Below are 13,544 nucleotides of genomic sequence, written 5' to 3'. Positions count from 1 at the left end.
AGCTGACTGGAATTTGGAGTCCTGCCAAAACTCAACCGCGCATCGTGCATCGTCACCGTTGCGTTTTACAAACCATGCTGAACCTCATAGTCATCTCATTGGTTGGATGTGGACATACCGTATTGCTACACCAGGAGTAAGGTTAGGAGATAACGCGACAGTGCGATTAGATTTAGACAACGAACCCACAGCCTGATGGAGTGTTGTTTATCGATTCAGTTGCAGGGGAACAAGCGCAATTGAGTGACGATGACTACATCGAAGGCGCACCCGAATTAATTGTAGAAATTGCTGCACTTACGATCAGAAAAATGCTTATCGTCGTAATGGAGTACAAGAATATATCATCTGGCAAATCTACGAAAATAAACTTGATTGGTTTGAGTTATCTGAAGGTGAATATCGACAACTCGAACCGGATAAAGAAGGTGTCGTGCGATCGCGCGTTTTCCCAGGGTTGTGGTTAGCCATCACTGCACTTCTTGAAGGGAAAATGACGCAAGTTTTAGCCGTGTCACAGCAACGATTAAATTCGCCTGAATACACTGAGTTGGCGCAACAATTGGCACTTAGCGGTTAAAACCGCAGCTATACAGACAAAATCTATCTTCATAGGTTTTTATCAAGATAGATTATTTACATCAGTCCACCTGCGTGGACTGATGTAAACTAAGCCGCAACTTCAGTCGCTAAGCATCAAGCATCACGTTAGTCTACTATTCTAAGCTCGTGAATGTTCCAGAAAGCACCACCCAAGGCAGAATATTGAACACCTTGAATGCGATCGCGTACCGCTGTCATGGCTAAAGGATTCACAAGATAAATAAACGGTAAATATTCTTGCGTTAATTGCTGAGTTTCAGCATAAATTGCTTTGCGTCGTGACTCGTCTAACTCCTGCGCTGCATCAATATAAAGATCGGAAATTTGCTGTTCCCAGTCTGCAACTTCTCGTCCTTCGAGTGGTGGTTGTCCTGGAGGTGGTGTTTGGTTGAAACTGTGCAAACCACCCTCAACTGACCAAATATTAGCGCCATCGTTAGGTTCAATCCCACCAGTAAAGCCTAATAAATGACAATCCCAATCAAGCGTATTTGAAAGGCGATCTACTAAAACGCTAAAAGCAATCGGATTAAAGTCAACCTGAATACCAATTTGGCTCAAGTCTTGTTTAATTTGTGCACCCATTGCTTCTCGAATGCGATTACCTGCGTTTGTAATTAATGAGAAGCGGACGCGATTACCCTCAGCATCAAGCAACTGTCCGGCACTATTGTACTGAAATCCGGCTTGACGGAGTAATTCTCTTGCGCGATCAGGATCGTATTCATATACTTTTAGTCCTTCCTCTGGTGACAGGTAATAGGGACTTTGTACAGAAATCGGGGAATTCTGCAATTCTCCCAAACCGCGAAAGATATTATTAATCATCCGTTGACGATCAATTCCGTAGGCGATTGCCCGTCTAAAGTCTGGAGAATTAAACCACCGCGACTTGATTGGATCGACTAATGGACGACCATTTCTGCGACCTTTATTAAGGTTGAACGAGATAAAGTTGGTTCCAGGTGCAGGACCATCTTCGTATATTGTAAATCTGCCGCGATCTTCTTCACGTTTGAGGAGTGAAAAGTATTCAGGTGTCACTCCGACAGAATCTAAGCCTTGCGAACGAAATTGAATCAAAGATGTATCAGTGGATTCTACAATTTGCCAAATGAGCCGTTCAACATAAGGTTGTGGATTGCCTTGAAAATCTCGCCGCCAATAGTAAGGATTACGTCGATAGACAACACGCTGACTAGTGACATATTCCTCAAGCTGATAAGGACCATTCACAATAATTTGCTGTGGTGGTGTATCAACTCCCCATGTTGTTAAAAATCGAGGGTTTCCCTGCGAATCTTTGGTTTCGACTGCTTCGCGCAAAGCATGAGCAGGTAAAATAGGTAAACCTGTAATCCGTAAAAAAGGTGCAAAAGGTTCTGGGGTGGTAAATTCTACTCGACGCGCATCAAGTTGACGAACGCTTGGTAATTGTCTACTCTCACCAATACGTAAAATATCTCTAGTATCAGTGGGAATCGCTTCGTTAAGATAAACGCTGTTGTAGGTAAAATCTACATCATCAGCAGTTAATGGTTCTCCGTCAGACCATCTTAATCCTTCGCGTAACGTAAAGGTAATTCTTAAGTTATCTTCAGCAATCTCCCACGATTCGGCTAAAGCTGGTTCAACTGCACCAGTCAGCGGATTCTCTGTGACTAAACCGTCGTAGGTCAAGCCAAAAATATTTGGGGACTCTTGATTCAGTGCATAGTTAAAAGTTTTCGGATCGCTGAGGACACTAACGACAATTTGGGGAACTTGTGCGGCTACTGTTTCAAAATTAGCAGGATTACAACCCGAAAGTGCGATCGCCAAAACAAAACTCAAACCAATGGCAATCCACCGACGTAAAATACCTTTGACTATAGCGTTCATCCTTTACCCTGCAAATTCGTAAGTAGGCATACCCGAAGTATTCGTAGCGAGGCTAAATAAGTCTCCTGAATAGAAGCTTTTTTGAATTTCTTCTTCACTCAAACCGACTGACGCAGTTGTAATGTAAAGTGTTGCTAAATCTTGATTACCAAAAACACAACACGTAGGGCGCTGCACAGGCATAGAAATACGCGCCATCTCTGTTCCTGTAGGATCGAATTTGACAACGCACCAGCCATCCCAAATTGCTGACCAAATGCACCCGTCGCGATCTACTGTTAAGCCATCAGGAACACCCGAATCAATATCAATTGCAGCAAATACACGTTGATTGTTAATATCGCCGCTAGCTACATCAAAATCAAAAGCGTAAATCTTTTTTGTGGGTGAATCAGTTAAATAAAACGTTTTTTGATCCGGACTCCATCCGAGTCCATTTGATACAGTTAACCCTGTTAAGACAACGTGTAACGAACCATCAGGATCGTAGCGAAATAACCGCGCTCTAGACCCACTCGTAGACATGGAACCAAACCAAAAACGCCCCGCCGGATCGCACTTACCATCATTCAGACGAATATCCGACGGCTTTTCGGTTTCAACATCAATAATCGGTGTCACCTCACCATTACTCGTATCTAAAAAAGCCAAGCGATGACGCAGCGCCATAATCAAGCGATTTGTTTTTGCGGGTGCAATACAGCCGACAACTTCGCCCACATCAAAGAATTTTTGTTCGCCTGTTGTTGAATTAAATTCGTGGACTCGGTGATTATAAATATCAACCCAGTATAGTAATTGCTTTTGTAAATGCCAACAAGGTCCTTCGCCTAACCTTGCTCTAGCGGTGAGAATATTTTTAGGTGATTCATCAATAAAATTTATCATAGCGACCCCTGACCTCTGACCCCTAACTTTGTTGCAGTAATGCTACCGCATACGCGGCGATACCTTCTTCTCTACCGACAGGACCTAATTTTTCGTTTGTTGTTGCTTTGATGCCAATTTGTTCGGGTTGGACTTCTAAAACTTCTGCAAGCCGTGATCGCATTTGTTGAATATGCGGTTTTAACTTTGGACGTTCCGCGACAACAACCGAGTCAATATTACCAATTTGCCAGCCGCGATCGCCGATTAATCGATTCACTTTCGCAAGTAACACTAAACTATCTGCGCCTTTCCACTGCGGATCTGTTGGCGGAAAATACAACCCAATGTCACCTAAACTCAAAGCACCCAGCATCGCATCCATAATCGCGTGGGTAAGAACATCAGCATCACTATGTCCAAGTAAACCGCGATCATGCGGAATTTCGACACCACCCAAAATTAAACGCCGATCAAAGCTGAGTTGATGAATATCGTAGCCATTGCCAATCCGAATGTTCATTGCAGTTACAAAAAAGCCCTCTTTTAGTTAACGATACCGCAGTTGGTAATGGGTAATCGGCAACTGTCAATTACCCATTACCTTTAGCGATCGCATTCATAAGTTATCACTCGGTTACCCATTACCTGTCTATTCTGATTGCGATTTGGTATTTTCTAACCATTCAGCGTATAAATCAGGGCGGCGATCGCGCGTGCGTTGAATTTGTTGTTCGTATCGCCACTGCGCTATTTTTTCATGGTTTCCCGAAAGCAGTACATCAGGAACTTTCCATTCCCGAAATTTTGCCGGACGCGTATATTGGGGATAGTCTAATAATCCTGCTTCAAAACTTTCGGCTTTGAGCGATTCAACTTTCCCAACGGTTCCAGGAAGTAACCGCGTAACGCCGTTAATTAATGCTAGCGCTGGAATTTCACCTCCAGTGAGTACAAAATCACCTAAAGAAATCTCGCGCGTCACCAAATGCAGTACGCGTTCATCAACGCCTTCATAGTGACCGCAGATAACGATTAGTTGGTCGTAATTCGTTGCTAATTCTTGTAGTAAAGGCTGCTTAAGTGTTTGCCCTTGGGGAGTCATGAGAATAACTTCCCGTCGCGGTAAAGCGGGTAAAGATTCAATCGCCGCAAAGATAGGTTCCGGCTTCATCAGCATTCCTACACCACCGCCATAAGGTTCGTCATCAACTTTGTGATGCTTATCTGTCGTAAAATCGCGGGGGTTGATTAAATTGACTGTAGCAATTTGTCGCGCTAAAGCTTTCCCTAACAATCCTGATTGTAGGGCAGAGCTAAAAAAATCGGGAAATAGAGTAACTATATCAAATCGCACAATAATTCAAAAGCGAAACAGTTAATCTGAAGCAGTAGTTAGCGACTAGTAGCTAGTAACATAGGCATCTCGCCTGTGCCTGTGACTTGTGTCTGAGCTAAAAGTTTTTCTAATTGCTTAAATTATGTTTAAATATTTTCACATCTTGCGGATTATTATTGAAGATTCAGGGTCAAAAATTACTCGGCTTTGGAGCAATCCTCAGCAAAGCAGTTGCTTATCAGAGTGTTTCGTATTTGTGGTGCGGTAATGAGCAATCGCTGGAATCTGCTAAGCAAAAAAATCAGGTCACGCACGCGATCTGAAGTTATTGAGTTGCGGTCGGGTTTATCCCTGAAGCTGAAGAGAGGAAGACACAGAATGGCGCAATTAGAAGCTCAGTTGCTAGGAATGAGAAAGCCCCAAGCTACCACAACCGCTGTATTAATTATAGGCGGTGCTGAAGACAAAGTTCACGGACGAGAGATCTTACAAACATTTTTTTTACGCGCTGGTGCCCAGAATGCACATATTGCGATTATTCCTTCGGCTTCGCGCGAACCAGCCATTATTGGCAGTAGATACATGAGTATCTTTGAAGAAATGGGGGCGAAGCAAGTAGAGTTACTCGATATTCGCGAACGCCAACAATGTGAAGATCCTGACATCCAAAAGTGCTTAGACACCTGTACCGGAGTTTTTTGGACGGGGGGGGATCAATTGCGCTTGTGCGGTGTGTTGGCTGATACTCCGGCGATGGAAACAATTCGCCAGCGCGTCCAACGCAAAGAATTAACCCTCGCGGGAACGAGTGCTGGAGCCGCTGTGATGGGACATTATATGATTGCTGGTGGTGGCAGCGGTGAATCGCCGAATCGCTCGTTGGTTGACCTGGGAACCGGTTTAGGGATTATTCCTGAGTTGATTGTCGATCAGCATTTTCAAAACCGCAACCGCATGGCACGCTTAATTAGCGCGATCGCGTGTTATCCAGACCGCCTCGGAATTGGCATTGATGAAGATACCTGCGCGTTGGTAGAAAACGATGGCACTTTACAAGTGATGGGTAAAGGTACGGTGACAGTCATCGATCCTGGTGAATTAACGCATACAAATCACAGCGAGGTGAGTGCGACAGATCCGTTAAGTTTGCACAATCTCCGGTTGCATATCCTCAGCTACGGCGATCGCTATCACTTGCACAAACGCCAAATTTTACCGACCAGTCATCTGCAAAAGTAATTGGGTTCCTACAGAACTATCATTAAGGAAGTCACATAAGGCACAAACGCTTTAAATTTCCTGACCCCCGACCTCAGATCTCCAACCCCTCTAAAAATATAGCTGACAAACTGTTCACCGAGAACAGTTTCCTGCTCAAGCCCAAGTGGAAACTAGAATATTGGATGCGAATTCAAGAGCGCACATGAGAATCCTCAAAATCCAGACTTTACGCGGTCCTAATTACTGGAGTATTCGACGACACAAACTAATCGTCATGCGATTAGACCTAGAAGATTTAGCAGAGAAACCCTCGAACGAAATACCAGGTTTCTACGAAGGATTAGTCGCGGCGCTACCAAGTCTGGAATCACATTTGTGTTCGCCTGGCTGTCATGGTGGTTTTTTAATGCGCGTACGCGAAGGTACACTGATGGGGCATATCGTTGAACACGTCGCCCTAGAACTCCAAGAACTAGCCGGAATGCCCGCAGGCTTTGGTAGAACGCGCGAAACAGCAACTCCTGGTGTGTATCAAGTCGTTTTTGAGTACCAAGAAGAACAAGCAGGGCGTTATGCAGCTAGAGCCGCAGTTCGTCTATGCCAAAGTATTGTGAACAAAGGCTATTATCTTCGCCAAGAGCTTGAGCAAGACCTCGAAGACCTTAGAGAATTGCAGCGCGATGCTGCCCTAGGACCAAGTACCGATGCGATCGTCCTAGAAGCTGAAGCGCGAGGTATTCCTTGGATGTCTTTAGGAACGCGCTTTTTGATTCAACTCGGCTATGGAGTCCATCAAAAACGCATCCAAGCAACGATGACAGCCCGCACCGGAATTTTGGGCGTAGAACTTGCTTGTGACAAAGAAGGAACGAAACGCATTCTTGCCAACGCAGGCGTACCCGTTCCTAGAGGCACAGTTATCAGCTACTTCGACGAACTCGAAACGGCAATCGAAGAGGTCGGCGGCTATCCAATCGTCATCAAACCCCTCGACGGTAATCACGGGCGCGGTATTACAATTGATATTCGCAATTGGGAAGAAGCCGAAGCCGCTTACGATGCAGCAAGAGATGTTTCGCGCTCAGTGATTGTCGAACGGTTTTATACAGGTCGCGACCATCGCGTGTTAGTTGTTGATGGCAAAGTCGTAGCGGTCGCCGAACGCGTTCCAGCACACGTTATTGGCGATGGTGTGAGTACGATTGAAGAACTTATCGACCAAACGAATCGCGACCCGAATCGCGGCGAAGGACACGATAATGTTTTAACCCGCATTGAACTCGATCGCACAAGCTATCAACTTCTAGAAAGACAAGGATACACGCTCGATACAGTACTCCCTCAAGATGAAATTTGCTATCTGCGCGCGACAGCAAACCTAAGTACAGGTGGAATTGCCGTAGACCGAACTGATGACATTCATCCCGAAAACGTCTGGCTAGCGCAGCGTGTCGCCCAAATTATTGGTCTAGATATTGCCGGAATTGATATTGTTACCCCAGATATTACACGTCCTTTGCGCGAAGTCGATGGCGTGATTGTCGAAGTGAATGCTGCCCCTGGATTTAGAATGCACGTTAGCCCTAGTCGGGGGATTCCGCGTAATGTTGCGGGTGCGGTGCTGGATATGCTCTTTCCCCCCGAAAAACCCAGCCGCATCCCCATCTTGGCGGTGACGGGTACAAATGGCAAAACAACAACAACGCGACTACTTGCGCATATTTTTAAACAAACTGGTCAAACAATTGGCTACACAACAACTGATGGTACATATATTGGTGATTATTTAGTTGAACCAGGTGATAATACAGGTCCGCAAAGCGCTCAACTGATTCTACAAGACCCGACTGTAGAAGTTGCGGTGTTAGAGTCGGCACGCGGCGGAATTTTACGCTCTGGGTTAGCGTTTGATGCGAGTAATGTCGGTGTTGTGTTAAATGTCGCGGCGGATCACTTAGGTATAGGTGATATTGATACAATCGACCAAATGGCACACCTTAAAAGTGTTGTCGCAGAAGCAGTGTTACCGAATGGTTATGCGGTACTCAATGCCGATGACTCACGCGTTGCGGCGATGCGCGATCGCGTCAAGTCCCAAGTAGCTTTCTTTACAATGAACCCTGAAAACGAACTTGTCAAGCAGCATACGCAAAAAGGCGGTTTGGCAGCAGTGTATGAAAATGGCTACTTATCAATTCTTAAAGGTGATTGGACATTACGCATTGAACAAGCGGTGAATGTTCCCCTGACAATGGCAGGCAAAGCACCGTTTATGATTGCGAATGCGTTAGCCGCAAGCTTAGCCGCATTTGTCCAGGGAGTCTCGATCGAGCAAATTCGCGCCGGGTTAAATACATTCAAAGCCTCGGTTAATCAAACGCCAGGGCGGATGAATTTATTTAATTTAGGTCGCTACCATGCGCTGATCGACTACGCGCACAATCCGCACAGCTACGAAGCCCTTGGCAGTTTTATCCGCAATTGGCCCGGCGAAAGAATTGGTGTTGTTGGTGGTCCTGGCGATCGCCGCGACGAAGATTTTATAACGCTTGGTAAACTCTCCGCAGGCATATTCGACCGCATTATTATCAAAGAAGACGATGATACTCGTGGGCGATCGCGTGGTTCGGCTGCTGAACTTATTCTTAAAGGGATAATGCAAGTCAAGCCTGATTGTCCTTACGAGTCCATTTTGGACGAGACAACGGCAATCAATAAAGGACTAGATATTGCTTCTGAAGGTAGTTTAGTTGTGATTCTGCCTGAGAGTGTGAACCGTGCTATTAGCTTGATTGAAGTGCGTCGCCCCATCAAAGACGAAATTCAGCAGGTTAACGAATCAACGGTAACTCATGACACGCAAATTAGCGTTCAGTCTTCAGTTGCTAATCAGTTCTAAGCGAAGCCCCCTTGCGTCCCCCAGGGCTGATTCATTGATTGTAGAAAAAGGACAATGAGATCTGTCAATGAATCAGCCCTGCATAATCCAAGAGGAACTTTGAGAGTTTCTCCTAGAGTTGGGCTAGCAAGTCCACACAGGTGGACTTTGTTTTTCTAGCTGCGAAGGAAGTCGCCAAGCTAGCCATCGAATTTGCCTGATTGAGTGATTTCTGCATTTGGTTGCAAAATCATTGCCCGAAAGTTAGTTCTAGTTTCGGGATTCAAGTACCGCTGATGGATACTTTGCCACTCTTGCCATGATTGGTAGTTTGCGCCTGTGAGTTGGTTCGCCAAGTTGGGTAGATGGCTTTTCATTTCTAAACGCAAAGAATCGGTCATAAATTCAGACAAAATAAAGCTATCTTGAATTTGACCTAATATGCTCTGAATGCGCTTAACTTCTTCGAGATAAGTATTGTAAGTGTCGCCATAGAAGTCACTAAAGACTTCCATTTGATAGCGAGTACGTTTTGCTTCTTTGCGTAAATCGTGCAGCAGCGAACCGTCATCAGCAAGTTGCTGTTCTACCATTGCTGGCGAGAGGTCTTGTAAAATATGAATTTCGCCATCTTTCACTTCAGTACCGACTAACCAGCCAGGATGCAGGAGTAGTTGACTGACTTGTGGTGAAAGTAAATCTGGTAATACTTCTTGTATTGGCATTTGAGCAATTCTATGATAGGAGGGTTGCTTAAGCCATTTTGTTAAAGACTGCTTGAGGGATTGATAAGCATCGCCTTCTAAAGTTGTTTTAACTTGAGCAAATGCTTGAGTACGTTTTTTATCTAGTTGAGTGAGGACTTTATCGAGCGACTTTTTTTCTTTTCCTGGTAAAGTCGGCTGATATTTTTTCTCTAAGGCTTCGCGCAATACGTCTAGGTCGCGTAATTCACCTAAGATACGAGCAATATTGCCGATTTTTTTTTCTTGTGCGGGTTTTGGTAAATCAATTGCTGGTGCAAACCCTGTTATCGCACTGCGTAATCGACGCATCCCCACACGCATTTGGTGTAAGTCTTCAGGATGTTTGTCTTTTAGGACGTTGGCTTCGTGCTTGAGAAATTTCTCAAAATGCTTTTGAATTGCTAGCGATGCCCAGTCTCCTAGAGTATGAGCTTTATGGGTACTTAATATCATGGTAGTTACGCTCTTGAGTTAAACTACTCAAGCTCGATAGGGATGTGTGAGTGAACGAGGTAATGACAATAGCCAAAGACATCCATTATATATATTCTATCTGCTTAAGTGCTGGTGCGATAGTGTACTAATACCCAGCAATTTCAGGTGATGACCAAGGAGGGATCGTTAAGTCAAGCGGACGCGACAGCCACAAGTTTTTTTCTGGAAACTTTATCTCGCCGGTGGCGATATGTTTGAGAAAAGGTTTACTCGTCCAGATTTGGCAACTGCAGAGTTGTTTTGGTTCTTTTAATTCGTAGCCGCCTTCAATAGGTTGTAGTTGAAAAAGTTCAATATGCCAATGGGCAGGTTCTACGCCTACATATTCAGGAGTAGCGCGACTTGAAACGGCGTCAGATTCTTGAGTGTATAATCGATTGACGACCGCAGGTAAATAATCGATATCGAGAATTTCTGGTGTGAGGTTTTGTTGGTGGGCAAAATCTAAAACTTTTTGCCAATCGTAAATTGGTTCGCTGTTGGAAAGATTATGCATTGATTGTTCGCCGAAGCAATGCCCTCCCCACAGCCAAACCATTCGCGATAAAATTGCTTCGACACGCGGGCGATCGCTTTGCAATACTTCTAAGTCTTCGGGTAAAATCATGCGTCCAGGAACGCACCACCAGTACTCCCAAGTCGTACTATTATCGATGGGTACGAGCCGTTTAACGATTCCAGGAATGCGGTCGTGCTTTTGCTTCTCCCGAATTTTAACGAGTGACTCTTGCAAGGGATCTGCTACAGAGGCTTCTAACTGATTCGCTAAAGGATGTTCCGGCGCAGTCATCATCTCTTCTGAGATGAATAATTCTCCTGCAACCATAAGTTAAGTCTCCGATAATTGCCTGAGGTACGTTTCTTATTTTAGAGATTAGAGCATCATTGTCATCTGCGGAAAGTTTTTTGAGTTAATTTAATATAGAGCTTGCGAGAATATCTTTGCATGAGTTGCCTTGGTGTGGTTAGGCTTATGAAAAGACTGCGGTTTTTGTTACAGTAATTAGCATTTTAGCCGCTTGATGCTTGTACCACCAAAACGCTACTTTGTAAAGAGGCTAATTTTACAATCAGTAAAGCTAAAATATAATTTTTAGTAGGATTAATAAAGAACAAATTAATTTTATAATTTATGACTAACCAACACAATAAAAACCAAATTATTCTGCGCTTTGAGGATGAATTTAGAGAGCATCGAGAAGATCTTTCTGCTATACGCTTAACAACTGATAAATATTTATGGTTAGGGTCAGATGAAACATCATCAATCGAGCGATTAACTTACAATTCTGATCTACAATTATTTACAGAGCATAAGCAGTTTCGAGTCAAAGATTTTATAGATTTACCAGCAACCGAAGAGCAAGAGATTGATATCGAAGGTATGGCTTATGTAGAGCCTTATTTATGGTTTGTAGGTTCGCACAGTTGGAAACGTAAAAAGCCTAAACCTGATAAGACAAATGAAAAAAATGTTAGCAGATTAACCAAGTTAGAATCCGAACCGAATCGTTATCTACTCGGTAAAATTCCTTTAATTAATGGTGAATTATATAAAACCTTTACCCCAGAAGGTGGAGAAACACTCACTGCTGCTAAATTAAAAATTACACCACGCGGCAATGTGTTAATGGATGCACTAGCCAACGATCCACATCTAGGTTCTTATATCGATGCAGCAATTCCAGGAAAAGAAAATGGATTTGATATTGAGGGTTTAGCTGTTTATGAAAATCGTATTTATTTAGGAATGCGCGGTCCTGTGTTGCGTGGTTGGGCTGTGATGCTGGAAATCGAATTAGAAAATAGTAGCCCAGAAACGCTAACTCTAAAAGCGATTGGTACAGAAGGACAGCAATACAAAAAACATTTTATCTACTTGAAAGGCTTAGGCGTTCGGGATTTGTGTTTGGCTGGAGAGGATTTATTAATACTCGCAGGACCAACGATGGACTTGGATGGACCCGTACAAGTATATCGTTTAGAAAAGGGCGTACATTTATCTGAAAATAGTTTGTCACAACCGCAAGCGGAATTAGATATTCCCTATGGAGATGGTGACGATCATGCGGAGGGTATCACTTTACTTGATGACGTTACTTCTGTCCATTCTTTGCTAGTTTTGTATGATGCACCAGCGCGATCGCGCTTACAAGGCGAAGGCGATGTCGTTGCAGATATCTTTTATCTATCGTAGGAACACTGCAACTAAAACTGAGAGCAAAACCGCGAGAAAATAATTATGCGATCGCCCAAAATCAGAAAAGACAATCGAACTGCGGGCATCTTATGGCAACGTATTTAGTAACAGGGGCAAATCGCGGAATTGGTTATGAGTACTGTCGCCAACTTCAGCGGCGTGGAGATACTGTAATTGTAGTGTGTCGGTCTGCAACAGATGAGTTGAAGGCGTTAGGAGTTCGCTTAGAAGAGGGTATTGACATTACCTCTGACGCTTCTGTTACTAATCTGCACAAGCGACTAGGAGAGACTGAGATTGATGTATTGATCAACAATGCTGGCATTATTAAGCGCGTTACACTGGAAAATCTCGATTTTGACAGCATTTGAGAACAGTTCGAGGGCGTTGCTGAAACGAGAGGAAAAACACGGTAGATTTCCTGTCTACAACGGAAGACCAAGATTTACGCAAACTTTCATTTCTTTTAATCTCAATAAAGGTCGTAGACAAAATGGAACTGTGGTTGATCCAATTAAATCGCGTTGGTTTAATACACTAGAATTTCGCCAAGCGATCGCCTATGCAATTGATCGTCAGACAATGCTGAAAAAAATACCTTTCGTAGCATTGGAACGATTCAAAATTCACCGAATTCATCGATTTTTCTGCAAAGTCCTGATTATCTCTCACCCGAACAAGGCTTAAAAACTTACAAGTACGATCAAGATAAAGCACGAGACTTATTATTAAAAGCTGGATTTAAATACAATTCCAAAGCTCAACTACTCAATGCTGAAGGTAATCGCGTCCGTTTTTCCCTGATTACCAATGCAGAGAATCGAACACGTATAGCAATGCAAGCGCAAATTCGCCAAGATTCAAGTAGATTTCAATCCAATTAACTTTAATACACTTGTTGGTCGCCTTTCTCATTCCCTCGACAGGGAATGTCATCTTTTAGGCTTTGTTTCTGGAACCGTAGAACCTCATGATGGTGCAAACATATGGCTACCTGATGGTAGATTGCATACTTTTAATCAAAAACCTTTAGCAGGACAAGAACCGCTAGTAGGTTGGGAAATCGCTGGCTGGGAAGCAGAAATTGGGCGACCTTATATTCAAGGGCACAGGAATTTGATGAAACTAAGCGGCAAGAAATTTATGCAGAAACACAAAGTATTGCGCAGGAATATTTACCTTATATTTATTTAGTCAATCCCCTCTCGATTGCAGCAATTCGCGATCACATTCAAGGCGTAAAATACTCCGCCCTCGGTTCGCTTAGCGGTACACTGTGGAACAAGTATGAATTAAAAGTACAAGACGATTGAA

The 13,544-nt window shown here is 43.8% G+C and carries 13 protein-coding genes and 2 pseudogenes; 9 read left to right on the top strand and 6 right to left on the bottom strand.

The genetic code is table 11. The annotated features are described in order from the left end of the window. The 3 genes and pseudogenes from NIES1031_RS25785 to NIES1031_RS26590 all read left to right on the top strand — a co-directional run. A pseudogene (locus tag NIES1031_RS25785) lies at positions 1 to 196 on the top strand (hypothetical protein); the annotation flags it as partial. Between the two features lie 78 nt (positions 197 to 274). Next, positions 275 to 412 (top strand): annotated as a pseudogene (locus NIES1031_RS26595) (hypothetical protein); the annotation flags it as partial. A 21-nt stretch (positions 413 to 433) separates the two neighbouring features. Then, the gene (locus tag NIES1031_RS26590; protein ID WP_236738888.1) at positions 434 to 580 is read left to right on the top strand and encodes a hypothetical protein; all 147 of its coding nucleotides are present in this window, start codon (positions 434 to 436) and stop codon (positions 578 to 580) included. Positions 581 to 708: 128 nt separating this feature from the next. On the opposite strand, the gene NIES1031_RS17860 is transcribed toward NIES1031_RS26590, so the two are convergent. From NIES1031_RS17860 to trmD, 4 genes are all read right to left on the bottom strand, one after another. Further along, on the bottom strand, positions 709 to 2,484 hold the full coding sequence (locus NIES1031_RS17860) for an ABC transporter substrate-binding protein (protein WP_073550851.1): 1,776 nt from the start codon (positions 2,482 to 2,484) through the stop codon (positions 709 to 711). Positions 2,485 to 2,487: 3 nt separating this feature from the next. Beyond that, positions 2,488 to 3,372, bottom strand: a complete 885-nt coding sequence (locus NIES1031_RS17855; RefSeq protein WP_073550850.1) for an SMP-30/gluconolactonase/LRE family protein — start codon at positions 3,370 to 3,372, stop codon at positions 2,488 to 2,490. Between the two features lie 22 nt (positions 3,373 to 3,394). Further along, entirely contained in the window at positions 3,395 to 3,874 is a 480-nt protein-coding gene (gene ispF, locus NIES1031_RS17850) for a 2-C-methyl-D-erythritol 2,4-cyclodiphosphate synthase (RefSeq protein WP_073550849.1), read from the bottom strand. 129 nt (positions 3,875 to 4,003) lie between these two features. After that, positions 4,004 to 4,708, bottom strand: coding sequence for a tRNA (guanosine(37)-N1)-methyltransferase TrmD (trmD, locus tag NIES1031_RS17845; protein WP_073550848.1), 705 nt, complete (start codon positions 4,706 to 4,708; stop codon positions 4,004 to 4,006). 360 nt (positions 4,709 to 5,068) lie between these two features. Here trmD and NIES1031_RS17840 point away from each other — a divergent pair, with 360 nt between their 5' ends. Together NIES1031_RS17840 and cphA are read left to right on the top strand one after the other, a co-directional pair. Continuing rightward, positions 5,069 to 5,929 carry a cyanophycinase gene (locus tag NIES1031_RS17840; RefSeq protein WP_073550847.1) on the top strand — a complete coding sequence of 287 codons (861 nt, stop codon included), beginning with the start codon at positions 5,069 to 5,071 and terminating at the stop codon, positions 5,927 to 5,929. 184 nt (positions 5,930 to 6,113) lie between these two features. After that, positions 6,114 to 8,810, top strand: coding sequence for a cyanophycin synthetase (cphA, locus tag NIES1031_RS17835; protein WP_073550846.1), 2,697 nt, complete (start codon positions 6,114 to 6,116; stop codon positions 8,808 to 8,810). A gap of 179 nt (positions 8,811 to 8,989) precedes the next feature. On the opposite strand, the gene NIES1031_RS17830 is transcribed toward cphA, so the two are convergent. Together NIES1031_RS17830 and NIES1031_RS17825 are read right to left on the bottom strand one after the other, a co-directional pair. Beyond that, positions 8,990 to 9,988 carry a CHAD domain-containing protein gene (locus tag NIES1031_RS17830; RefSeq protein WP_073550845.1) on the bottom strand — a complete coding sequence of 333 codons (999 nt, stop codon included), beginning with the start codon at positions 9,986 to 9,988 and terminating at the stop codon, positions 8,990 to 8,992. A 127-nt stretch (positions 9,989 to 10,115) separates the two neighbouring features. After that, the gene (locus NIES1031_RS17825; RefSeq protein WP_073550844.1) at positions 10,116 to 10,856 is read right to left on the bottom strand and encodes a hypothetical protein; all 741 of its coding nucleotides are present in this window, start codon (positions 10,854 to 10,856) and stop codon (positions 10,116 to 10,118) included. Between the two features lie 306 nt (positions 10,857 to 11,162). On the opposite strand from NIES1031_RS17825, the gene NIES1031_RS17820 reads away from it, so the two are divergent. From NIES1031_RS17820 to NIES1031_RS25075, 4 genes are all read left to right on the top strand, one after another. Then, positions 11,163 to 12,227 carry a DUF3616 domain-containing protein gene (locus tag NIES1031_RS17820; RefSeq protein ID WP_073550843.1) on the top strand — a complete coding sequence of 355 codons (1,065 nt, stop codon included), beginning with the start codon at positions 11,163 to 11,165 and terminating at the stop codon, positions 12,225 to 12,227. A gap of 92 nt (positions 12,228 to 12,319) precedes the next feature. Further along, complete coding sequence (locus NIES1031_RS17815) at positions 12,320 to 12,601, top strand: SDR family NAD(P)-dependent oxidoreductase (protein WP_218596848.1); 282 nt, start codon at positions 12,320 to 12,322, stop codon at positions 12,599 to 12,601. Between the two features lie 16 nt (positions 12,602 to 12,617). Further along, on the top strand, positions 12,618 to 12,917 hold the full coding sequence (locus tag NIES1031_RS25080) for a hypothetical protein (RefSeq protein WP_218596847.1): 300 nt from the start codon (positions 12,618 to 12,620) through the stop codon (positions 12,915 to 12,917). Positions 12,918 to 13,285: 368 nt separating this feature from the next. Further along, positions 13,286 to 13,543: a hypothetical protein gene (locus tag NIES1031_RS25075; protein ID WP_218596846.1), complete on the top strand. Its 258-nt coding sequence runs from the start codon at positions 13,286 to 13,288 to the stop codon at positions 13,541 to 13,543. Position 13,544 lies beyond the last annotated feature (1 nt).

The sequence above is a fragment of the Chroogloeocystis siderophila 5.2 s.c.1 genome (assembly GCF_001904655.1).
Lineage (GTDB): Bacteria > Cyanobacteriota > Cyanobacteriia > Cyanobacteriales > Chroococcidiopsidaceae > Chroogloeocystis > Chroogloeocystis siderophila.
This window is presented reverse-complemented; position numbering and strand designations above follow the sequence as displayed.

Bases quoted from the DNA above. Each gene is read 5' to 3' on its own strand.
- NIES1031_RS17830 (WP_073550845.1), bottom strand. From the start codon at position 9,988: ATGATATTAAGTACCCATAAAGCTCATACTCTAGGAGACTGGGCATCG.
- NIES1031_RS17825 (WP_073550844.1), bottom strand. From the start codon at position 10,856: ATGGTTGCAGGAGAATTATTCATCTCAGAAGAGATGATGACTGCGCCG.
- NIES1031_RS17840 (WP_073550847.1), top strand. From the start codon at position 5,069: ATGGCGCAATTAGAAGCTCAGTTGCTAGGAATGAGAAAGCCCCAAGCT.
- ispF (WP_073550849.1), bottom strand. From the start codon at position 3,874: ATGAACATTCGGATTGGCAATGGCTACGATATTCATCAACTCAGCTTT.
- NIES1031_RS17820 (WP_073550843.1), top strand. From the start codon at position 11,163: ATGACTAACCAACACAATAAAAACCAAATTATTCTGCGCTTTGAGGAT.
- NIES1031_RS17815 (WP_218596848.1), top strand. From the start codon at position 12,320: ATGGCAACGTATTTAGTAACAGGGGCAAATCGCGGAATTGGTTATGAG.
- cphA (WP_073550846.1), top strand. From the start codon at position 6,114: ATGAGAATCCTCAAAATCCAGACTTTACGCGGTCCTAATTACTGGAGT.
- NIES1031_RS17860 (WP_073550851.1), bottom strand. From the start codon at position 2,484: ATGAACGCTATAGTCAAAGGTATTTTACGTCGGTGGATTGCCATTGGT.
- NIES1031_RS17855 (WP_073550850.1), bottom strand. From the start codon at position 3,372: ATGATAAATTTTATTGATGAATCACCTAAAAATATTCTCACCGCTAGA.